19 protein-coding genes are annotated in these 21663 nt (G+C 61.8%); 5 read left to right on the forward strand and 14 right to left on the reverse strand.

Annotated features, from left to right (window positions below; genetic code table 11):
* Nucleotides 1-29 precede the first annotated feature (29 nt).
* The 5 genes from OVA24_RS00090 to OVA24_RS00110 form a co-directional block, all read right to left on the reverse strand.
* A complete protein-coding gene (locus OVA24_RS00090; RefSeq protein WP_267672281.1) occupies nucleotides 30-800 on the reverse strand; it encodes a MotA/TolQ/ExbB proton channel family protein in 771 nt (256 codons plus the stop codon).
* Between the two features lie 41 nt (nucleotides 801-841).
* Entirely contained in the window at nucleotides 842-1714 is an 873-nt protein-coding gene (locus OVA24_RS00095) for a tetratricopeptide repeat protein (protein ID WP_267672282.1), read from the reverse strand.
* Complete coding sequence (locus OVA24_RS00100) at nucleotides 1711-4602, reverse strand: tetratricopeptide repeat protein (RefSeq protein ID WP_267672284.1); 2892 nt, start codon at nucleotides 4600-4602, stop codon at nucleotides 1711-1713. Before OVA24_RS00100 ends, OVA24_RS00095 begins: the two co-directional genes overlap by 4 nt.
* Nucleotides 4603-4898: 296 nt before the next feature.
* On the reverse strand, nucleotides 4899-6008 hold the full coding sequence (locus OVA24_RS00105; protein WP_267672285.1) for a vWA domain-containing protein: 1110 nt from the start codon (nucleotides 6006-6008) through the stop codon (nucleotides 4899-4901).
* Between the two features lie 152 nt (nucleotides 6009-6160).
* Nucleotides 6161-6943 (reverse strand): SdiA-regulated domain-containing protein, encoded by a 783-nt coding sequence (locus tag OVA24_RS00110; protein ID WP_267672287.1) that lies wholly within the window; start codon nucleotides 6941-6943, stop codon nucleotides 6161-6163.
* Nucleotides 6944-7064: 121 nt separating this feature from the next.
* Here OVA24_RS00110 and purE point away from each other — a divergent pair, with 121 nt between their 5' ends.
* On the forward strand, nucleotides 7065-7562 hold the full coding sequence (gene purE / locus OVA24_RS00115; RefSeq protein WP_267672288.1) for a 5-(carboxyamino)imidazole ribonucleotide mutase: 498 nt from the start codon (nucleotides 7065-7067) through the stop codon (nucleotides 7560-7562).
* Nucleotides 7563-7582: 20 nt separating this feature from the next.
* Nucleotides 7583-8725, forward strand: a complete 1143-nt coding sequence (locus OVA24_RS00120; protein ID WP_267672290.1) for a 5-(carboxyamino)imidazole ribonucleotide synthase — start codon at nucleotides 7583-7585, stop codon at nucleotides 8723-8725.
* Between the two features lie 49 nt (nucleotides 8726-8774).
* On the opposite strand, the gene OVA24_RS00125 is transcribed toward OVA24_RS00120, so the two are convergent.
* The 6 genes from OVA24_RS00125 to OVA24_RS00150 all read right to left on the reverse strand — a co-directional run bounded on the left by OVA24_RS00125 (nucleotide 8775) and on the right by OVA24_RS00150 (nucleotide 13158).
* The gene (locus OVA24_RS00125) at nucleotides 8775-9332 is read right to left on the reverse strand and encodes a DUF1802 family protein (protein ID WP_267672292.1); all 558 of its coding nucleotides are present in this window, start codon (nucleotides 9330-9332) and stop codon (nucleotides 8775-8777) included.
* Nucleotides 9333-9425: 93 nt separating this feature from the next.
* Nucleotides 9426-9659: a hypothetical protein gene (locus tag OVA24_RS00130; RefSeq protein ID WP_267672294.1), complete on the reverse strand. Its 234-nt coding sequence runs from the start codon at nucleotides 9657-9659 to the stop codon at nucleotides 9426-9428.
* Nucleotides 9660-9725: 66 nt separating this feature from the next.
* Nucleotides 9726-9989: a 30S ribosomal protein S20 gene (gene rpsT / locus OVA24_RS00135; RefSeq protein WP_267672296.1), complete on the reverse strand. Its 264-nt coding sequence runs from the start codon at nucleotides 9987-9989 to the stop codon at nucleotides 9726-9728.
* Nucleotides 9990-10091: 102 nt separating this feature from the next.
* Entirely contained in the window at nucleotides 10092-10709 is a 618-nt protein-coding gene (locus OVA24_RS00140) for a L,D-transpeptidase (RefSeq protein ID WP_267672297.1), read from the reverse strand.
* A 7-nt stretch (nucleotides 10710-10716) separates the two neighbouring features.
* On the reverse strand, nucleotides 10717-12228 hold the full coding sequence (locus tag OVA24_RS00145) for a cellulose synthase family protein (protein ID WP_267672298.1): 1512 nt from the start codon (nucleotides 12226-12228) through the stop codon (nucleotides 10717-10719).
* Between the two features lie 198 nt (nucleotides 12229-12426).
* On the reverse strand, nucleotides 12427-13158 hold the full coding sequence (locus OVA24_RS00150) for a zinc metallopeptidase (protein ID WP_267672300.1): 732 nt from the start codon (nucleotides 13156-13158) through the stop codon (nucleotides 12427-12429).
* A gap of 122 nt (nucleotides 13159-13280) precedes the next feature.
* Between OVA24_RS00150 and OVA24_RS00155 the strand changes: the two genes are divergently transcribed.
* Both OVA24_RS00155 and OVA24_RS00160 read left to right on the forward strand, forming a co-directional pair.
* On the forward strand, nucleotides 13281-13520 hold the full coding sequence (locus OVA24_RS00155) for a glutaredoxin family protein (protein ID WP_267672302.1): 240 nt from the start codon (nucleotides 13281-13283) through the stop codon (nucleotides 13518-13520).
* 45 nt (nucleotides 13521-13565) lie between these two features.
* Nucleotides 13566-14261, forward strand: a complete 696-nt coding sequence (locus OVA24_RS00160; RefSeq protein ID WP_267672304.1) for a 3-keto-disaccharide hydrolase — start codon at nucleotides 13566-13568, stop codon at nucleotides 14259-14261.
* A 40-nt stretch (nucleotides 14262-14301) separates the two neighbouring features.
* Here the strand turns inward: OVA24_RS00160 and OVA24_RS00165 are convergent, their stop codons facing one another.
* Complete coding sequence (locus OVA24_RS00165) at nucleotides 14302-15939, reverse strand: LamG domain-containing protein (protein WP_267672305.1); 1638 nt, start codon at nucleotides 15937-15939, stop codon at nucleotides 14302-14304.
* A gap of 2 nt (nucleotides 15940-15941) precedes the next feature.
* A complete protein-coding gene (locus OVA24_RS00170) occupies nucleotides 15942-16508 on the reverse strand; it encodes a sigma-70 family RNA polymerase sigma factor (RefSeq protein ID WP_267672307.1) in 567 nt (188 codons plus the stop codon).
* Between the two features lie 120 nt (nucleotides 16509-16628).
* Between OVA24_RS00170 and OVA24_RS00175 the strand changes: the two genes are divergently transcribed.
* A complete protein-coding gene (locus OVA24_RS00175; RefSeq protein ID WP_267672309.1) occupies nucleotides 16629-17405 on the forward strand; it encodes a hypothetical protein in 777 nt (258 codons plus the stop codon).
* A gap of 347 nt (nucleotides 17406-17752) precedes the next feature.
* Here the strand turns inward: OVA24_RS00175 and OVA24_RS00180 are convergent, their stop codons facing one another.
* Complete coding sequence (locus OVA24_RS00180; protein WP_267672311.1) at nucleotides 17753-21556, reverse strand: S8 family serine peptidase; 3804 nt, start codon at nucleotides 21554-21556, stop codon at nucleotides 17753-17755.
* Nucleotides 21557-21663: the final 107 nt, after the last annotated feature.

Genomic DNA, 21663 nt, shown 5'->3' on the forward strand with positions numbered 1-21663 from the left:
TGGGTTTTTGTTGATGGTTCTGCGGAAGATCAGCCCTCGGGGGACTCGATCCAGTTTGGCAGCGCGGCGAAGGTTTCCTCCTGGCCCACGTCGGCGTTCTGGAGATACTCGTAAGGAGCGTTGCGGAAGAGACGCTCGGACTCGTCCTGGAGATTGTGGATGGCTCCCTGGAGCTTGTTGCGGAGGAAGTAGAAGGCGCCGAACGCCGGAATCGCGACAAGGAGGCCGGTCGCCGTGGCGACAAGCACCTCACCGATGTGAGCGGCAAGGCCACCCACATCCGCACCGGAAGTACCAAGGGCACCGAAGGCGCCTTTCATACCACCGACGGTTCCGAGCAGACCGATCATCGGAGCGCAAACACCGATAACCGAAAGGTAGTTGATCCGGGTCTGGAGAGTGGAGTTGATCTTCTCAACAGTGACGTAGATCGCCTCTTCCGTGGCATCCTTGCCGTGGCCGACGGAGCCGAGCGCACCGCGGACAACCTCGCAGAACGGGCTGGTTCCAGCCTTCATCGCCTGATAGGCCGCAACATAGTCACCGGCGAGGAATGCCTGGCGGGCGGTGGCGACATCCGAAGGAGGTGTCATCCTCTTGCGGGTGGTGCGGAGGGAAACGTCGATGATCAGCCAGACCATGGCAATCGAACAGATCAGAAGAACGTGCATGACCCAGCCGCCCTCCTTGTAAACGTCGATGAGGGTTTGCTTTTTGGCGCCCTTCACCTCTGCGGCTGCGGCGATCGTTGGAAGGAGGAAGAGTGCGGCACACACCGCCTTGCTGAGGGTCGATTTCATAGTCACGGTTTCGAGGGATTTTTATGAGAGGGTTTCTTGGATCACTTGACCAGCGGAATCCGCTTTTCCGCTTCGGCGCCGATGACGGTGCCTTTGCCTTCGCGTTTGGCGTCTTCCAGATAGAGAATCGCTTCGTCACGCCGGTTCATGGCGGCAATCAGTTCGCCGGCATTGAGTTCCGCGGCGGCGACGATCACGCGGCCGCAGGTGGGGTAGACCGCCGGAATGGTCAGGTAGGCTTCAAGGGCTTCCTTGTTCCGCTTCGCGGTTTTGAGCAGGTTCCCCCTGAAATAGGATGCGTAAGCGCTGATCGACGGAGGAGAACTGTCGTTGGCGATGTCCGCGTATGCCTTGATCCGGTCGTTGATGCTCACACTCAGCGGAGTGAGCATGACGTTGCTGAGGGAGACGGATGGGTCATCCCCGGCGGTCGGGGTCGCGTCGGAGATCTCCTTGCCGATCTCCGCACACTTGCTGGTCGCACGGTTGATGGAATGGGCGACCAGGGCCGCACGGGCCGCCTTGATCCAGTAGTTGCCCGGAACCTTGGCCGTGATCTTGTGGTCCTCCATCACCGGATCGAGCAACGCGAGCGCGTCCGACGGCTTGTTCATCAGCAGCAGTCCGACCGCTTCCGAAATCTGAGGAGGTTCCGATCCGGAAACGTGGCTCGCCCACTCGAGGTTCAACGGAATGGTCGGCAGGCCTTCCGCCGGGGTCTTCACCGTGAACTTGTCCGCCTGGAAGCCCAGATTGTCGATGGGGATCGACTTGCTGACACCATTGAGGGTGAAAACGATGCTGATCGCGTCCTTGGTGGCGCCATCCTGTGCTGAGGCAAAGGAGGAGAAAGCCAGCGCGAGGATGGCCGAACCACGCAGGAGACGGGAGAATGGATGGGGTTTCGCGCTCATTGGGCTTTCTTGAAGGCGGGGGTATTTTTGAATTTATCGTTCTCGCGCAGGATCTTGAGGGTGGTCTCTGCCTCTTCGTTGAGACCCATTTCCTTGAGGGTCTCGTAGGATCTCCACAGACCTTCCGCCGCGATGTCCGGATAAGCTTTGAAGCGGGCGAAGGCGTTCTGATAGTAGCCGTTGGCCTTTTTCAGCTCTTCTTCCTTTTCCGCCCCGCCTTTGGCGGCGGCACGGGCTTTGAAGATGTCCCCGACGAGGAGATAAACCTGGCCTCCGGGTTCACCCTTGAAGTTCCGGTCACTCAGAAGCGCGATGCCGGCTTTCTCCGCCTCGTCCAGTTTCCCGAGTTTTGCCAGAGCGTCAACGCGGCCGATGTTCGCCTCACGGAACTTGGAGCTGCCCTGGCTTTCTTCGATCGCGAAGGTGAACTGCTCCAGCGCTTTCTGGTATTCCTTCTTGTTGAGGGCGATCTGGCCGAGGCCCACCGGACCGGAATCCGCGAACGGAGACTCCTGGTAGCGGTCCACGATGCGAAGGAACATCCCTTCCGCTTTGTCCACCTGCCCATCCTTGAGGAGGATCTCACCGCAGGCGGAAAGAAGCATGGGGCTCAGCGCTTCCGGCGGCGTGTTGAGGGCGATGGCCTTCAACAACTGGTCGGACCGTTCCGGCAGGCGAAGCATGTCGAAAAGACGGGCGCCGGCGTAGTTCTTGCGGGCAAAGGTCGTCGGATTCTCCTGGCCTGCCGCAGCCTTGTCGAAGACCTTGTTGAGTTGTTCGAAAAGTGCGTCGGGGTTGACCTCGGTGCCTTTGGCGCGCCGGGCGGGAACCAAGGTGCGGACCATTTCGTCGATGAGGGATTCCACCTGCTCGTTGGCGGGATCCGCGATGCTGTCCTTGAGGGTTTCCGCGAGCAGTTCCGCGGCTTCCATGCCCTTGTTCTCACGCACCATCATCTTGACCACCCAGGTGGTGGAGATGAGCGCGAGGTCGGAGCCCGGGAAGCGCTTCATCATGCCCTGGTGCAGGTTCACCAGCCCCGTCCAATCCTTCTTGGCCTGCAGGATGATGGTCGCCTGCTCGACGGCATAGCGGATGACATCCGCATTGCTCTCGGAGTTCGCGGCCTTCATGTAGGACTCGAGGGCCTTGTCCTGCGGATCGACCTTCTGCTCCTTGAGCTTCTCCTGGATCTTCTTCTTCTGGCTGTAGGTGTCACCCAGCAGGTTGAGCATCGCTCCGGCGGAAGGATCGTCGATGTTCTCGGAAACGAAGGCGTTGATCTCCTTCACCAGCTTCTCTGATTGATCCTCCTCATCGCGGAAGTCGATGTAGGCGAGACGATAGCGGAGGTCACCGGAATAACGGCCGCGCGGGAACTTCTTCAGGTAGTCCTGGATGGATGTGAGGGTTTCCTTGAACTTGCCCTGGATGAAATTGCAGAGGGCCACCTGGTAGAGGGCGTCCTCATAGCGGTCGCTCTCCGGGAATGTCTGGACGAAGTTGGAATAAGCCTCCCCCGCTTCCGCGAACTTGCCGGAGCGGAACAATCCGTAGGCCTGGAAGAAGAGATACTGGTCCTTCGACTTCGAGTCGGAGAACTTCGCCGCCAGATCCTTGTAGAAGGCGATCATCTCTTCCCACTTGCCCGCATCCGCCAGGCCCTGGCCGGCGATCATGGCGATCTGTTCCAGATTGGTCGATCCCGGGTGCTTGGTGAGGAACTCGGCGGCGCGCTTCTGGAGCTCATCGGTGTCCTTGAGCTGGTTGTAGGTGACGATTTCCGAGTAGGCGGCGGTTTCGAGGTTCTTCGCCGTCGGATAAACGTTCCGGATCGTACGGAAGCAGACCAGCGCCTCCTCGTAACGTTCCAGATAATAAAGGCTGCGGCCACGGCCGAGCAGGAGATCCGCATCAAGATCAACCGCCGTTTCGATGGCTGCCAGCGCCTGGGTGTTCAGCTCGAGGGCGGACTTCAGCACACCGATCGTTTCACCTGCGGTGGAGCGCCGGGAAATCGGGATCTTCTTCGCGACTTCATCAGCGATTTTCTTCTCGATCTCGGCGACGTCACGCTTCTGCTCCTCCAGCGAGGCGCGCTGGGTTTCGAGAACCTGGCGGCGCGGAGGGATGGAACGGTAGAGGGCAAGCGCGATCTCATGGGAGCCACGCTGGGAAAGATCATTCGCGCGGACCACGATCTGGTTGGTGTACCACGCGATGGCATCGCGGATACCAGGCTGGTTGATCACGCGGTCGAGATAGGCGGTGAGGTCGTCGAGCTTCTCGCTGTCGGCCAGCAGGCCGATGACCTCCACGGCGGCACCCGTCTGCTGCGGGGTGCGGACGTCCGAACCCATGAGTGTCCTGAAGACCTGGAAAGCCTCCTCCTGGCGGTTGAGTTCGTTGTAGACCTGACCAAGGGCGAGACCCGCCTCCGAACGGTACTTCGGATCCGCGGCGGCCTGACGCAGGGCGTTGATGGCCTTTTCCTTTTTCTCCGGGGTGCCCTGGATCATGCAGGCCTTGCCCACGCCCAGATAGCAGCGGCTGGTGTATTCACCCTTCGGATGCTTGGTGAGGCATTCGGTGAACGCCACCTCCGCCTTCGCGGCGTTCGCCGCGTCGTTCATCAGCAGGTAACCCAGACCGATGTTGAAACGGATCATCTCCAGGGTGGCGGCAGGAACCGCCTTGTTTTCGGCGATGGCCTTGAGAAGCGTTTCCAGTTTTCCAACTGCCGTGGTGTAGTCCTTCGCACCGAAGGCCTTCTCCGCGTCCGCGAAAAGGGTTTCCAGCTCACCGGCCGGTTGTTCGGCAGGCGCCGCCGGCTCCGCAGGCTGGGCCTGGATTTCGCAGAGCGGCAGTGTGGCAAGCAGTGCGCACAAGGCGTGCTTTGTGAATCTCAGGTTTTTCGAATCCATACGGGTCGCCGCAAGTTTCTTCCCGGGGGAACAATGCTTGTCAAGGTGAAGACGGTGAAAATTCATTGGGGATTTTTGCTGGGGCGGAGCGGACCCCGCCGGGGGTTTTCAGGATTGGCTGGAAGGCAGTGACCTCCGCCAACAAAGGTTGGAGCAGCACCCCAACCATGGATACCCCACTGCGGGGGAGTGAAGCATCAGAGACCCCGCAGGGGCCAAAGCCTCCTGCGGCAAGCCTGTGGCGCAAACGGTTTTTTCGGTCAGTTCGCCGACTTCGATCCCTTGCGGACCTTGCCACCTTTTTCCACGATGGTGAACTTGCCTCCGGTCTTGGAAGCCAGGTCATCCATCGCATCGATCGCTTCTTTCTGCGGCACCATCATGTTGACGGTGTTGATCTTGATGTTCTTGCTTTTTGCCTTGGCGACCAGACCGCGGACAAGGCGATCCATATCACGGTTTTCCATCGCACCGTCGGTCATGAAGAAGATCTGCTCCGGCGGCGGTTGCATTTCCATGGCGATCTCAAGCGGTGCCTCCCAGTCGGTGCCACCGATGAGTTCCTGGTTCTTGATCAGGCTCACCATCTTCTTCTTCTCCGTGTCACCGGCGTCCAGCCAGTCCACTTTCATATAAGGCTTTTCGGTGGTCCATTCCCAGGAACTCTTGGAACTCCACTTGTACTCCTTGCCCTTGTGCTTGACCACGTTGTTGACCACCTCGTCACCGGGAACCCAGGCCGGACCTGAGAAGAAGATGACGGCAAACTTGGTTTTGTCAGGAAGAGCCTTCACGGAACGGGTGAGTTCCTCCTTCATCAGGATATCCCGGCCATCCGCGCGCATGGAGATGGAAAGGTCGATGACGTAGGCGACACGCTGAGCGCGCATCTCCAGACCGAAGAACACGGGAGGAGCACCCTTGGCCATGCCGTCGCCCATGCCGGAGCCGAAGCCCGTGCCGATGCCGCTGCCCTGGCCACCGCCGGAACCACTGCCACCAAGACCCTGCATGCCACCGGCACCGAGGGCGCCCAGCTTGCTCATGCTGGAGTTCATCTCCGGATCAGGCAGGGTGAAGTTGCTGACGGCATCCTTGGCAGCCACGCGGGAGACGTTCGTCTTCACCATCTGGGACTGCTTCTTCTGCTGGCTCTTGTTGGCGTTCGGGTTGCCGCCACCACCACTCGGCTTGAAATCCACCACCTTCTCAGGCGGCGGCGGGATCACCGCGAAAATCCAGTAAAGTGCGATCACAAGGAAGATCGCGTGCACGACGATCGAAATCGTCAAAGATCCCCCACCCAGGCGGCGCCAGTAGGAGAGTTTGGGTTTGATGAGGATCGGCTCGGTGGTCGGAGGCTGTTCCATGTTGGTGAGGGGTTTTTAGGGATTGTCAGAAGTTGGAACGCGGGGCACCAGCTTTTCTTAGGGAATTTTCCGGAAATGTCACAAAAGTTTTTTTCGGGCGGCGTTCCACCGGGATCCCCATGAAAAAAGCGCCGCCATCCAAGGGTCTTTTTTCAATAATCTGAGAAGGTGAAGGTGTAGAGAATGGAACTCTTGTCGCAGACCACCCACATTTTCCGCGCCTCATAGTCCACGGCCAGCCCCTCAGGCTGCTCGATATCAAAGGAAAAGATGGTCTGGATCCTGAGATCCCGGTCGAGGACGTAGACGGCGTCCGACTCATCGCTCATCACCCACAGGTGACCGCGCACCGGGTCGTAAGACATTGAGGAATAGTCCTTGGCGAAGTTCAACTCGGCGCGGGAGGTTTCCCGCAGAGAGGCATCCAGTGTGATCAGGGTGCCGGGGGTTTTTTCCTTCAGCGCATAGTAAACCGATTCGACCGGATCATAGGTGAGGGATTCCGGCCCCTTGTTCCTCTCGCCGGGCATATCCAGCTTGGAACGGGAAGAATGCTTCCCCACCGAAGTCATCAGCACGATCTCCCGGGATTTTTCCGAAACGACCGCCAATCCCTTGTGCCCTACGGTAGTGACACCCTCCAGATCCTCCAAACCACTCCCGAACGAGCCGAGGATGTGACCGTTCAGGTCCATCTGATAGACGATCCCACCTTCGTCGCTGACGGTCCAGAGCGTCTTCCGGTCCTCGGAGAGATCGAGATCGGATGGCTCCTCCACATCGATGTGGTGACGGGCGACGAGCTTCAGATTGCCACTCGTCGACATGGTTGCCGCCGCCTCCGGCACCGCCTTGTCCTTTCCCTTGCACGCAAACAACACAAGAAGGGCTGCCAAACAGACAACTGGCGTGGCCAGGGAAGAGAAATTTTTCATGCGGTACAGCGGAAGATGCCCGGACCATGCCGCTGCTTCCGAAAATCTCAAGAATTCCATGCAGACTTCGCCCAAAGGCGTGGATTGACGCCCGCCCCCTGCCCCGCCACGCTCGCGCTCTATGAGCGGAACACCGGTCGTCGGAATCATCATGGGCAGCACTTCGGACTGGCCCACCCTGGAACACGCCGCACGCACGTTGCGGGACTTTGGCGTGGCATGGGAGGCGGAGGTCGTGAGCGCGCACCGGACACCGGACAAGCTGGTCTCCTATGCGGAGACAGCCCGCGGGCGCGGCCTGAAATGCATCATCGCCGGAGCGGGCGGCGCCGCCCATCTGCCGGGAATGACCGCCGCCATCACGGACCTCCCCGTGCTCGGAGTGCCGGTGGAGTCGAAGACGCTCCATGGCGTCGACTCCCTCCTTTCCATCGTCCAGATGCCCGCCGGCATCCCGACCGCCACCTTTGCCATCGGCAAGGCGGGCTCCATCAACGCCGCGCTGTTCGCCGTGGCGATCCTGGCGAATGAAGACGCCGCGCTGGCGGAAAAACTGGCCGCTTTCCGCAAGAACCAGAGTGACACGGTGAAAGCCGCCACCCTCCCCGCTCTCGACTGAGCCCTCTGCCATTCCTCTCCATGCCATCCCTTCCCATTCATCCTCCCGGCTGCATTGTCGGCGTCATCGGCGGCGGCCAGCTCGGCCGCATGCTGGCACTGGCCGCCCGCCGGATGGGCGTGCGCACCCTGATCTGGACCGGCGGCCTGGAGGCCCCCGCCGTGGAAGTGGCCGACGAGGTGATCGACGCCCCGTTCGATGACGCCGCCGCACTGGAACGCTTCTGCCAGACCGCCACGGTCGCCACGGTCGAGTTCGAGAACATCCCCCGCACCACCCTGGAGACGGTCGCCGCAGGCATCCCCCTGCATCCGTCCCCCGCCGCCATCTCCACCTGCCAGAACCGGGAGCGTGAGAAAAACTTCCTGCGCCAGCATGAGATCCCCTGCACTTGGTTCGCGGTGGTGGGCAGCGCCGCGGAACTGGCTGAGGCCATGAAGGATCTGGGCGGCCCCGGCGTGCTGAAAACCGCGGACTTCGGCTATGACGGAAAAGGACAGATCAAGCTCGACGGCACGGAGGATCCGGAAGCGGTCTGGGCGGAGTTCGACGCGCCGCGCGCCGTCCTTGAGGCATTCGTCCCCTTCGAGCGGGAGCTTTCCGTAATGGTCGCCCGCGGGGCGGATGGCCAGGTGGTCACCTACGATCCTGCGGAGAACCGCCACCGCCACCATATCCTGGACGTTTCCATCGTCCCCGCACGGACCACTCCCGCAGTGGCGCTGGAGGCATCCGCCATCGCCCGCCGCATCGCTGGCGCGCTCGACTACCGGGGCATCCTCGGCGTGGAGTTTTTCCTCAAGGAAGACGGATCCCTGCTGGTGAACGAGATGGCCCCGCGACCGCACAACTCCGGCCACCACACGCTGGACGCCTGCGCCACCTCCCAGTTCGAGCAGCAACTGCGTGCCGTGCTGGGCTTGCCCCTGGGCTCCCCGCGGCTGCTCTCACCCGTGGTGATGCTGAACCTGCTCGGTGACTTCTGGCCGGACGAAACCACCCCTCCTGACTGGCAGCCACTCTTCCAGGACGGAGAAGCTTTCCTCCACCTCTATGGCAAGCGCCGGGCGATCGGCCGCCGGAAAATGGGTCACGCGAATTTCCTCGGACCGGATGCGCTGGAACGCGCGGAGGCGATGAAGGCCGCCTGGCTGGAGCGGTGATGGGGTTCCAGGTCCACCCGAAGGGTGGACCCGCCGGACCATACGCCGTTCAGGCCAATGCAGCGGAAAGCTCCGCGAATGCCGTCTCATCGAGCACCGGCTTCGCCGATTCCCTCCAGCCTGCGGGCGGTTCGGGCAGCTTCACCCAGCTCCGGCAGCCGCCATACTTCGGCTCATAGACGAATTCCCACGGCTGCGCCAGCTCCCGCACACGCACCAGTGCCACATGGATGCTGCCGGAGGCCATGCCCTTCCCCTCCCAGTCGAAGCGGTCGCGGACGGTCTTTTCGGAGTAAACATGGAACGGCTCCAGCGCCTTCACCTTCTCCCAATCCGTGAGCGTGACGGCCCATTCCGCTTCCGCGTGGTGCGTGATGCGGATGACGTCCCCAGGCTGCCATTCCGGCGCGACCTCGACATGGCCCTCGCGGACATGATCCCCGATGGCGTGGAAGCGCGTGGGAAAAAGGAAGAACGATCCATGGGCGAAGGAAAATCCCGCGCGGCCTTCATGGATGCCACCCTTGCGCAGCAGGATGGACTGCCGGCCCCTGGCAAGCGCGTCACAGACGACCTGCCATTCCTTGAAGCTGATGATGTCGTTCATGATGGGAAAGAATCGGATGGAGCGCGGACTTCAGTCCGCCCCGGGGGAATCCCGCCAGCGAAGCCAGGCGGACTGAAGTCCGCTCTGCGTTCATCAACCCAGGTCCTCCGCGGTGACGGAGGTCTGTTCCCGGGCACCCAGGATGCGGGCCTGCCGGATGACCTGCTCCGCGGTCGTATCAAACCGGAAACTGTGGCAATTCGGGCAAAGGGCCGCACCGGCCCCCACGATGGAGTCACACCCCTCGCACACCTTGTAGGCGGCGGGGTTGGCGGCGATCTTGGCGGCGGTTTCCGCGCGCGAAGGAGGTGGTTGGGGAGAAGCCATTCTATGAAAAAAGCGGCACCGGGGAGCCGGTCCGCTTGATTTTCGTGTTTCCGGGGACCGAACGGATCAGGCAATCGCAGCGATCGCCTTGGAGGTCTTGCTCTTGATGTTGGCGGCCTTGTTCGGGTGGATCAGGTTGCGCTTGGCTGCCTTGTCCACGTAGGAGGAGAGAACGGTGCTGGCCTTGGCGGCACCTTCCTTGTCACCAGCGGCAACAGCAGCAAGCACGGCCTTGCGGGCGGTCTTGAAGCGGCTCTTTTCAGCACGGTTGCGCTCGGTGCGCACGATGGTCTGACGTGCGCGCTTGATGGAAGATTTGTGGTTGGCCATGGTCGTTTGTCAAAAAGTGGTGGGCCGGAAACGGCGGGGCGGGGAAATTATAAATTTTTAGGATGGTGTCAAGCTTGTGTTTTTCGATCTGCGGAGGATTCCTCAGACACCATCGTCGATGCTGCCGCCACGGGCAACGTATCCCTGCTGCTCCTTGGTGGCTCCCAGGGTGCCGCGGATCACGCGGACCTCAGCCCCCGCACCCACACGGTTGTAGAGATCGATGACATCCCTGCCACCCATCCGGATGCAACCGTACGAGGCAGGAGTTCCCAAGCGGCTTTCCTCCGGAGTGCCGTGGATGTAGATGTAGCGCCGGTAGGCATTGAAATTCCCGATTTCCGTACCGTGGAGCCAGAGGATGCGGCTGACAATGGGATCCCGGCCCGGTGCATTCGGCCGGAGCACCTCACCGGTCGGCCGGCGGCTCTTGAAAACTGTACCAGCCACGGCGTTGCCGCCAATCTTCTTGGCGATCCGCATGGTACCCAGCGGAGTGCAGTTGCTGCCCGGCTTGTCACCGATGCCGAACTTCGACGTGGAGATCCTGTAGGACTTCACCGGCTTTCCATCCCTCACCAGCAGCAGCTTCTGATCGCGCACGCTGACGATCATCTTGTTGCGGTTGTCCTTTTTGACCGATCCACAGCTGGTGAAACCAACCGCGGCGGCAAGACAGGCCATGGAGAGGAGGAACTTGCGGGAAAGACTCAGGGCCATGGGTGGGTCAGGGATCTTTGCGGGTGACAACCTCAGGAGCGGAGCGTGCCGACGGGGACGGCAGCATGCGGGCGAAGGAAGCGAAGGAGGTGTAGAAGAATCCGACCGGGAACGGCAGGAGCAGGACCGCGGAGACGTAGCGCTGGCCGAGGACGGCATCCACCACCACGAACAGGAAGAAGGAACCGAACAGGAACTCCACGAACGGAGTGAGGGTCTTGATCGCCTTGTAGCTGCTCTTCTTCCAGTCCGCCTTGCGCTGGGCGGTTTCGCCGATGCCGTACTTCGGCGTGCGGACGAAAGCGGTCTCGTGGTTGAACAAGGCCTCGATCACGGCCTTGGCGTTGTTGATCGACATGCCGATGCCCAGAGCGAGCAGCAGCGGGAGATAAGGAAGCTCCTTCCACCAGGTGCCGGGGCGGAGCGCCCGTTGTGCGGTGATGTAGAACACGATGACCGAAACGGAGGCGAAGAAGAAAATCGGGACGTTGACGATCCACTTCGTGTAGGCGCCGAAGTCCGGTTGGTGCTGGTTCGGGTAGATGAGGAAGCAGAGGATGATGAGCAGCAGGTAGGCGAAGTTCGAGGTGAGGTGCGCCGTCGCCTCCATCTTGATGAACAGCGGAACCTTGCTCTTCCAGATGGCAGGCAGGACCTTTTTGCAAACCTGGATGGAACCCTTCGTCCAGCGGTGCTGCTGGCTCTTGAAGCCGTCCATATCGACGGGAAGCTCCGCAGGGGTCTCCACATCGTTGAGGAAAATGAAGCGCCAGCCCTTCAGTTGGGCACGGTAGCTGAGGTCCATGTCCTCGGTGAGGGTGTCATGCTCCCAGCCGCCGGCATCCGCGATGCAGGATTTGCGCCAGATGCCGCCGGTGCCGTTGAAAGTGAAGAAACGGCCGCTGCGGTTGCGGGCGGTCTGCTCCAGCTCCAGGTGGCCGTCCAGGAACATCGCCTGGATGCGGGTCAACACGTTGTAGGTGCGGTTCAGGTGGCCCCAGCGGGTCTGGATCATGCCGATATTGTCATCGGTGAAGAAGTGGATGGTCCGCATCAGCACATCCGGGTTCGGCACGAAGTCCGCGTCCAGGATGAAAAGATACTCACCTTTCGCGAATTTGGTGCCGTTCTCGAGAGCACCCGCCTTGAAGCCGGTGCGGTCCGTGCGGTGGATGTGCTCCGCGTCGAAGCCTTTGGCCTTCAGGCGCTCGATGCCAGCCCGGCAGATCTCCACGGTGCTGTCGGTGGAGTCATCCAGCAACTGGATCTGCATCTTGTCCTGCGGGTAGTCCAGCGCCGCGACGGAGTCGAGCAGACGGTCCACCACGTGCATCTCGTTGAAAACCGGAAGCTGGATGGTCACCAGCGGCAGCTCCGTGAACATCTCCTTCGGTTGCGGGCGCTTGCGGTTGTGCTTCAGATAAAGGAAGACAATGGCAAGGCGGTGGGAGCCGAAACCGGCGAGGCCGACCAGCACCAGAATGTAGGAAATATACCAGAGCGGAGAGGAAAGGTCCATGGATGGGAAGAAGGATGGCTGTTGTCTCGGAAACGGGCCGAACCCATACGGGACTGGATCACGGATCGTTTCAAAAACATCGAAACGCCTGAAGGTCAGACGCCGACAGCCGGAGGCAAGCAGAAAGCCCCCCTGCCGTCAAGCCGGAACCGAGATCCTGGCAGCCCCCCGGCTGCTGGCGGCTACGGGACTTTCAGGTCATTCCTCCCGACGGCCCCCGAGGGCCATCATGAGGAAGTACGCGAGCTGGGCAAGCGAGCCCACTGCGGCGGCGACGTAGGTCATTGCGGCCCAGAACAGCGCGTTCTTCGCCTTTTCATGCTCCATGCTGGCGGCCAGGCCGCTGCTTTCCAACCAGACCAAGGCCCGGCGGCTGGCATCGAACTCCACCGGCAAGGTGACCACGGCGAACAGGGTCGTCACGGAAAACAAGCCCACCCAGATCCAGATGGTCGTCGGACCGAGCGCGAAGGCACCGAAAACACTGAGGATCATCAGCCAGTTGAGCATCTGCGAGGCGAAGCCGACCGCGGGGACCATCTTCGACCGGAAAGTGAGCCACTTGTAAGCCTGCTGGTGCTGCACGGCGTGACCCACTTCGTGGGCGGCGACGGCGGCGGCGGCGACGTTGTTCTGCGCGTAGACCGATTCACTCAGGTTCACCGTTTTGTTCGTCGGATCGTAGTGGTCCGTGAGCTGGCCGGGGGTGCTGATCACCCGCACGTCATTGATGCCATGCTGGCGGAGCATCGCTTCCGCGATCTGGGCGCCGGTATAACGGATCGGAACCTGCGAGTGCTGGTTGAAACGGCGCTTCAGCGTGCTGCTCACCAGCAGGCTCACGAGAAAGGTCGCGCCGATGATGACCCAATAGGTCATCGAAATGCCCATGGGGGCCACTTGCGCGAGGAAATTGACATCTGAACTCATATGCCTCCCATTTTAGGGACAAGCAGGCTCCGCGCAACCGGATGATCGTTGGAAAATGCCGCCTTGTTTCCACACGATCACGACACAAAACTCACCCAGACAACTTACCCGACGACCCTTTCATGCTCCCTAAACTCTACATCAAGCCCGGCTGCCCATGGTGCGACGAAGTCGTGGACTACCTGGACCGCAAGAAAATCGACGTCGAAACGATCGTCGTCTCCGGCAACCGCGAGGCGATGCAGGAGATGGTGAACCTCTCCGGCCAGACCAAGGCACCGACAATGGACTGGCATGGCGAGGTGCTGGCCGATTTCGGAGTGGACGAGCTGGTTCCCTTCCTCAAAAAACAGGGACTCTGAAAAACCTCAGGAAAATCCAGCGTTTTCCCCAAGACCATCCCATCCATGAAACCTTTCCTCCTCCTCGCCCTCGCGGCGACCGCCGCCACCGCCGCCGAAAAGCAACTTTTCAACGGCAAGGACCTCACCGGCTGGTCCGGTAATCCCGCTCTCTGGTCAGTGAAAGACGGTGTCATCGTCGGCAAAACCAGTGCGGATGCCCCCATCAAGGGAAATACCTTCCTCATCTGGAAGGACGGCGAGGTTTCCGACTTCACCCTGACTCTCAAATACAAGATGACCCCGGGTGACGGGAAGAAGACCGTCAACAGCGGCATCCAGTACCGTAGCAAGGTCGCCGATGAGGCGAACTTCGTGGTCGCGGGCTACCAGGCGGACTTCGAATACGGCGACAAATACAGCGGCATCCTCTATGAGGAGAAGGGCCGCGGCATCCTGGCCCAGCGCGGCCAGAAAGTCACCCTCACCCAAGGCGCGGATGCAAAGAAGCCGACCATCACCGTGACCGGAGAAACCGGAAAAAGTGATGAGATCCAGGCGGCGATCAACAAGGACGGCTGGAACGAATACAAGATCATCGCGAAGGGCGGCCACCTCCAGCACCACATCAACGGCAAGCTGACCGTGGATGTCACGGATGAGACCGCCGAAGGCGCGAAAAAAGGCGTCCTCGCCCTCCAGCTCCACGCCGGCCCGCCGATGCAGGTCGAGTTCAAGGACATCGTCCTCGATGCGGAGTGATACCCCTGCCCTTCCAGCCCGACTTCAGGCCGTCCTTGGATCAAGGACGGCCTTTTTCGTAGTACCTCCGGATGTCCTCCTCCGGCAGCGCTTCCTTCAACAGGGCGAATTCATCGACCCGTCCCACCAGGTTCACCCTCCCTTGCCCGGGGTCGTTCGACTCCACGACGGAGTTGCCGATCTGTGCGGCGCCGATGATGATGGGAATGGGATGGAGCAAGGGATGGCTGGCCACCTTTTCGCCGTTCATGAAATGCTCCAGCACGGCGCGCCGGGAGTCATAGACAGTCGCCACATGGATCCACTCCCCCAGACGGCCGTCGAGCAACGGAGGCGACACGGCGACATCCCATGAGGTTTTCTCCGTCGTGTCCGGCCTGAGGAAGTCGCTGCTGGCCGTGTTGAAGCCGAACCTCAGGCGCCCCAGGGAGTCGAACTGCCAGTGGGGGGTTCCCACCACCACGCGGTCGGCCCGCAGCAGGACGTTGAAGCCGTTCGGCAACCGGTCCACCCTCACCCACGCCATGAGGGTGAGTGATTGGTACTCCCCCGGAGCCACGAACCGCACCCGGTCCGTGGAGCGAGAGAAATTGCAGGCTCCTTTCCCCACCCAGCGGCCACCCACCCGTTCCGCCCCGACGATGGTTCCTTCCGTCCCCGCAACGGCGTGGGCAGCGGTGTTTGCCACCGCCGTACTCCTGCCGGGGTCCGGCTTCAGGAACGGGAAATGGATGACGGCGTCCGGCCGGGCGGAAAGTTCCTGTGCGGCGACCTCCCACTCCCTGAGCCTGCGTGCCTGCTCGTCATCCGACTCACCGGCCAAGTCACGCGTTCCTTGGAAAAGCGCCGGTTCCGCCGGGAAGAAACTCCAGTCACGCCCGCTCAGGCTGACGGCACTGCCGCCGCGGATCTCCTTGAACTCGGAGGGGGCATCACTCTTCGCCACATCCACCTTGCCATCGAGCACGTGGAGGGTGGGAGCACGGCCAGCCGCACCGGTCATTCCGAATTCGGTCCCACGGTCCACGGCGATCAGCTCCCCGGACTCGACGGTGAATCCTTCCGCCGCGGGCGGGGCGAACACGTGGATGTTGCCGCTACGCAGCCTCGCGCGCATTTCCGTGACCAGTTCGACCTCGGACGGTGCGCGGATGGTCATCTGGGCACCGCTGAGAAAGTCGATCCGCACATTTCCCCTGACCAACCTCAACAGGCCGGGAGACAACGGTGCCCCCGGGGCCGGAGTGCTGCCGACCCACCCGGCATCCGCGGACAGGGCCAGCACTGCGACGGGAAGGGACATGGATTGGGGTTCGTCCGCGACTTCCGGCAGGGCAGATTGGCTGGCTCCGATGGGGACCGCGGGATCCGGCCTGTTCCCCAGCCACAGGGCGGCGGTGACCGAAGCGGCTGCGGCGGCGATGCCCACTCCCCAGGTCCTGATCCAACTCCTCCTCACGGAAATGGAGCGGTTGACCGTCGCATCGACCATGCTTGTGGCGACGCGGCCGAGCGCCCATTCGCGTGCGGCGGCATGGAGGTGGACCCTCTCCCAGAAATCCTGGCGGGCCTGTTCCGAAGACATCAGGACCAGCTCCAGTTCCTCCCGCTCCGCAGGTTCCAGGGTCTGGTCGATGTAGGCATCGACCAATTGCTTGAGGCGTGCTTCGTCAAACATGATCAGGCGGATTCGGTGTCAGGGAGATGGCCCTCCGCGGCGAGTTTCAGGTGGACGCAATCCCGCAGCAGGTTGCGGGCGCGGGAAAGGGCGACCTTCACGGCTCCCACGGACCAGTCCATCTGCCTGGAGATCGCCGCGGGGAGCAGCGCCTGCTCGTAGCGCAGCCCCATGACCTTCCGCGCCTGGGGGGCGAGCCGGCCGAGACATTCCTCGAAATACCTCACCTTGTGCTCGAAATCATCCGTCTCCGGCTCCACGGCGTGGAGCGTCTCCAGCACGGAGTCCGACAGCGTCTCAAAGGGCAGGATGGATTTCCTCCGCATCTCCATCGCCTTGAAACGGGCGATGGAACAGATCCAGGCGGTGAAGTTGCTGCCCGGAACGAAGTCGCCCGCCTTGCGCAGCATGGTGAGGAACGTCTCCTGCACCACATCATCCACCTTGTCGAAATCCGGCAGGATGGCGAGCGCCGCCACCCGGACCAGCGGTTGGTGTTTCACGAACAGGACCTGCACCAGCTCCAACTGGGCTGCCGGATCGGTTGGCGGTGTGGGTTCTTCCTTCATCGGGTGGGCCATAGGCAAATGATCCGGCGGCGGCGTTAGTTAGCAGACCCATTCCGGAAAACCCGGCATGTGTCCGAAGTTTCACTGCTAACTCCTCCGGCCGGACCGACATTAGTGTTCATGACCCATTCCGGCAAAACCCATCTGTTGTCCTCCTTCGTCGCACTGGCACTCATCCCGGCGGCCCTCACCAGCCCGCTCCAGGCGGCAGTGGTCTACGGCGAGTCCTTCACCAATGCGGATTCGACCGATGACCCGATCAGCACCGCGGGCTGGGTCGCCTACAGGGGAACAACCGCCACCGCCATGACGGGCTCAGGAACGGGCACCATCTACATCCCAGGAGGAGCCGGAAATGGCAATCCGCAGGTCCCCGGCTTCCTCGCGCTCAACGCGCTGTCCAACGGAGCCTACGCCACCTTCGAAGGCGGCCTGAACATCAACCCGGCGAATGGTGCGCTCAACATCAGTTGGCAGCACCATGCCAACGTTACCGGGAACGCGGAAACCCGCCTCCTCCTCCGCGTGGGCAGCCAATGGGTGGCGACGACCCAGGTCTTCACTCCCGTGGCCACCGGAATGCTGACCGACTTCAACAACGTCAACAACGCGGGGGCTTTCACCCGTTCCTTCGCCTACACGACGCTGGCCAGCTCATGGTTTGACGTGAACATCGCCCCTGGTGACGAACTTTCCATCAGTCCCAGCGCCCGTGTCACGGATCTTGGGAATTCCCCCATCACCGCCATCGGCTTCTACTATGTCGCCAGCGGGACGGTATCCACACGCATCGACAATCTCGTGGTGGACCAGGTTCCCGAGCCGCATCTGACAACCCTGTTGCTGGCCGGTGCCGCCGGCCTGTCGGCACGCCGCAGACGGCCGGCCCGCGGCTGACCCGGGGAGAGCGCCCGGCTCCTCCTTCCGGACGGCGGCCCACATGCATTTCACCCGCTTTTTCCGCCAAGGTATTTGGGAAAGCGGCATGAAATATCAAGGAGCCGAAAAACTTCTCTTTCCAAGCAAGTGGGTTGTGGATGGCCACCGTTCATTTGCCGGTTTTGGCACGCCAACCGCTGCGGCTGGAGGTATCCGGAGTCGTTCCGGACCGAGTTTTTGCAACCCGGACGGTGGGCACAAAGACACCGTCCCTTACATCTCCCGTGGTTAGCGGATGGTCCGCGGCGGGTCGCAGCGCACTGCAACGTGCGCTGGGCCTGCCGCGGCAACCGTGCCGGACTGGCTCAAGGAGGGGCCAAGGTCGCCCTGAGACGGAGGAAGCGCTTGGGATCTCCCGGGATGATCGGCAGGGAGGATTTCACCACCCGCGTCATCGTATCCTCCTGGAGGGTCTCGTCCTGGATCCCGTCCGTCAGCCAGGTGGCGGAGGCATCCAGCGCCGTGGACCACTCCGCCCGCAAGGTGACATCCACCGGCACCTTCGACTGCCGGTAGATCACCGAGATCATACCATTTTCCGTGGTCATCGTGTAGCCGCCGCCCGCCTCCGCAGCGATGGGATTCCGGTCGAGGGCATATTCAACCAGGTTCGGTACACCATCTCCATCCCCATCCCCACCCACTCCCGACGCAATGCCCGGGAAGGAACCCGTCCACTGGCTGTAGTTGTTCGCGAAGACCCGCAGGGTGAAGGCCTGTGCCACGGATTCCCCATCCTGGTTATAGCGCTCGATGACGATGGGATAGTCCCCCACCGTGGCGGTGGGCGAGATGGTTCCGCTCCAACGGCCGGACACCTCACTTTCACCATTCCAAATGAGCCCGGCAGGAAGAACGGTGTTCGCCCCCAACCGGTATTTCGGAATCTCAACCAGATTCTGGGTGACCAAGCGGTTGATGAACTTGGCATTCGGGCCGTTGTCGTCATTCGGGTAACCGGCTGAGGCGCTGGTGACGGCACGTATCTCCCATTCCCCGGGGAGATTGGCCCCGGATTCGGAGCCTCCCAGATAGCAGGCGGACTTCAAGTTGAGCAGTTGCCCCAACGCGGGGGCTCCCGCGGGAACCGTGGAGCCCGAAGTGGTCCCACTTCCAAAGGTGATCCTGTGGATGTCCCCGCCTGCATCGCCCAACAGCACCGTGGCATCATCTTCGATCGCGGCGAGCAAACCGTCATTCGGGTCTTCAAAGTACTGGGATGTCACCACACCGCTGTCCAGGTGCCGGATCACCAGCGGCCCTTTCGTCACGTCGGCATTGTCGGGAAGCGTGATCAACGGATCCTTCTGGGTTCCCTTGTAGATCACAATGAGGTGTCCCGCCGGAACATTTTTCCACGGATCAACATCCTTGAACACCATCGACTTTTCCGCATTCCCCAACCGCAAGCCCACCAGGCTCCCCGTCTTGAGGACCAGCAGTTCAACCCATTCCTTCCTTCCGTTGTCGCCCTGGCTCACCTCATTGACGATCACCCTCCGATTGACGGGTTCCTCCACACCGCGGATCACCAGGCCACTGTCATGCGGCACCGCAGCACCCACTTTCGCGAAAAGCGGAGGCCGGTTCACCACATTGACCACCGGTGATTCGAACGGTGTGCCGATATTGACGCCATCCGAAGGGGTGACGAGGCAACGCCAGAGCTTGCCTGCGTTGGCAGCATCCGCCGGCAGCACCGCCGTCGTCTTGCCCGCCTGGTTGGTATAAGTACGGTCGTCCGTGCTGGCCTGCCATTGATAGGTGTAGGAAATCGCGGTGCCTTCCGGATCGCTGGCATTGACGTTGGTGACTGCCAGATTCACATCCGGAAAGGAGTACGCAACGCTGGAAAGGGTGACGGAATGGACCACCGGCGGCTGGTTCTGGAGGAAAATTTGGACAGAGGGGGAGGTCCCCGTCTCCCCTTCCACATCCGTCGCCCTGGCAATCAGCGTGTGAGGGCCGTCTGCCGGTGAGACGGTGAACTCAAATGGAGCGGTGGTATCCTCACCGACGGGAAGGCCATCCATCAGCAGTTCGACCTTCGTGACCGTTCCCGGAGCACCGGTCACCGTCAAGTCGGTGGCACTGACCGTCACGGGTACCGCGGATCCCGGAGAAAACGGCTGGCCGGCGGTGGGTGAGGTGATCTGGACGACTGGCGCCGGATTCATCGCCCCGGTGGAGACACCATGGAACTCCAGGTTCACGGCACCGAGGGTGCCGCCGACGGCGTTTCCATTCGCACTGCCTCCATCCCTCACCTCCAGCGTCCAGTCACCGCCGGTGAACTCACCCCAGTGGCGGACGGTGCTGAAAGTCCAGGAGGTTGAACCGGATTGCTTGTCATCCTTGTAGTTCGGATTCGGATCATTGTGCACCTCCGACAAGCGGCTGGTCATCCCACTGGGAGAGGTCAACGTCAGGGCAAGATCCCCACGCGCACTGTGGGTGGCGGTCACCGTGACCGTCACCGCCTCGATCTTGTGGGTATCCCCGCTGACCGCGAACGTCCGGGTCACCGAGCCTCCCTCGGGTATCACGCTGCTGTTCGAACTGTAGATGGTCCGTTTCGAGCGGGAGGCCAGATTCACCCAGCCTCCAGCCATCTCCACGGCGGCACCGGCGTTCACCAGACCCGCCCCGAACTTGTGGTTGAAGGACAGTCCCGTTCCGTTGGTCTGCCAGTCGGCGTCGGATGGCTGGACCTTGGTCGCACTGCGGATCAGGATCTCCTGCACATCCCGCCAGCCCAGATTCGGATTCTTCTGCAACATCAGCGCCACCACGCCCGCAACCACCGGCGTGGCGGAGGAAGTTCCACCGAAGGAGCTGTCCCCCGAAAGCGTGGTGTAGTTGCCGTTCACCCCGGAGGTGGTGTTCCAACCTGCGTTTCCGGTCCGGTCCGTGGTGACGATCCCCATGCCGCCCACCCCGTCCGACGGGGCAACCAGCAGAAGATTCGCGCCGGACTCGCTGTAGTCCGCCTGCCCTCCATTGCTGTCGATCGCTCCAACCGCAATCGTCTCAATGCGGTTGGCGTATCCGTCGTAGTTTGAATTGTCTCCGTTGGCGCGGCCATTGCCTCCGGCCCAGACGAAAATCGTGCCTTTGCCCCCCCGGCCACCCGCCACGGCATTCTGCATCGCAGAGACGGTCAGAGGCCCCGGCCCCTCGAGCAATCTGCCGGTATCCTGCGGCCCCCAACTGTTGCTCTTCACATGGATGATCTCGTTCCTCCAGGCCATCGCCTCCGCCTCCTGCTGGTCGGTGGTGCTCGCGGAAATCAACCGCATGCCCACGATGGATGCCTCGGGTGCGATACCGGCAACCCCCAGACTATTGTTGGCCAGCGCCGCAGCGACACCCGCGCATGCGGTTCCGTGGATGTCCGTTGACAGGGAAGGGCTGGCGTCGAAGTCATTCGCGTTCCAGTCGTAGTCGTTGATGGTATCCGTGTTGAGAATCAGATCGGGGTGGTCAAGTTGTACGCCGTCATCCACGATGGCGATGCTGACCCCGTCCCCCCGTTGACCCAACTCCGTCTCCCCGTATTTCCAGACCCCCTCCACGTTGATGTGGGTGATGCTGGGGCTGGTGGTGCTGTTTTTGAGATACCATTGCTGCCCGATCAGCGTGTCGTTCGGCATGGTGCGCTTGAACCGCTGTCTGGCGACCAGCACATCCGCCGACGCCACCTCAGAGGAGGCCCGCACACTTTCGACGGACGCCAGCGCGGCGAAAGGATCCGCCGCCTCCATGATGGTCCATCCCGGGGCATATGCGGGACGCTCGGACACCTCGAGCTGGTTGCCGGCAGCGACCTTTGCCGCCTCCGCATCCGGCAGCTTCACCCGCAGTTTGCTGGTGATGATGGCGCGGGTGCCCTCATTCCTCTCTCCCTGTTCCGGATAGGCCACCGGCAGGACCTCCCCCATGGCCGACAACAGCATCATCCGGGAGCGGATCGATGACGGAGTCGCCGGAGGGTCGAGCTTGACGAAGGTTTCCATCCCGGTGCCGTCACGCACGCACACCTCGTCCATCGCCACCTTCAGGCCCGGGCCATCTCCCATCCGCAGCACCAACGGCCGGTCGTCCCGCATCGGCTCGATCGGGGTCGTGGAAAGCTTGCGCCGGGTATCATCCGGACGTCCTGCACGCGGAGGCTCGGACGATTGCTGCGTCAGCCAGTAAACACCAAAGCCAAGAC

It is taken from the genome of Luteolibacter sp. SL250 (genome assembly GCF_026625605.1).
Lineage (GTDB): Bacteria > Verrucomicrobiota > Verrucomicrobiia > Verrucomicrobiales > Akkermansiaceae > Luteolibacter.